We start from the raw sequence: 269 nt of genomic DNA on the forward strand, positions 1-269 counted from the left end.
AGGCTGAGGTTTTGCCATTAAACTACACCCGCATTAACGATTATGGGGCGGCTGATGGGAATCGAACCCACGAATGTCGGAACCACAATCCGATGTGTTAACCACTTCACCACAACCGCCAGACAAATAATAAAAATAAGAATGGTTCAGGACAGAGTCGAACTGCCGACACATGGAGCTTCAATCCATTGCTCTACCAACTGAGCTACTGAACCTTAATTAATAATGGCGGTCCCGACGGGAATCGAACCCGCGATCTCCTGCGTGAC

The 269-nt window shown here is 48.3% G+C and carries 2 tRNA genes; both read right to left on the minus strand.

The window, feature by feature from the left end:
- Window positions 1-43 precede the first annotated feature (43 nt).
- Window positions 44-119, minus strand: a tRNA-His gene (locus HMPREF3031_RS11865).
- Window positions 120-142: 23 nt separating this feature from the next.
- Window positions 143-215: transfer RNA gene (locus tag HMPREF3031_RS11870), tRNA-Phe, on the minus strand.
- Between the last annotated feature and the right edge of the window lie 54 nt (window positions 216-269).

The organism is Staphylococcus sp. HMSC072B07 (genome assembly GCF_001815505.1).
Classification (GTDB): Bacteria; Bacillota; Bacilli; order Staphylococcales; family Staphylococcaceae; genus Staphylococcus; species Staphylococcus simulans.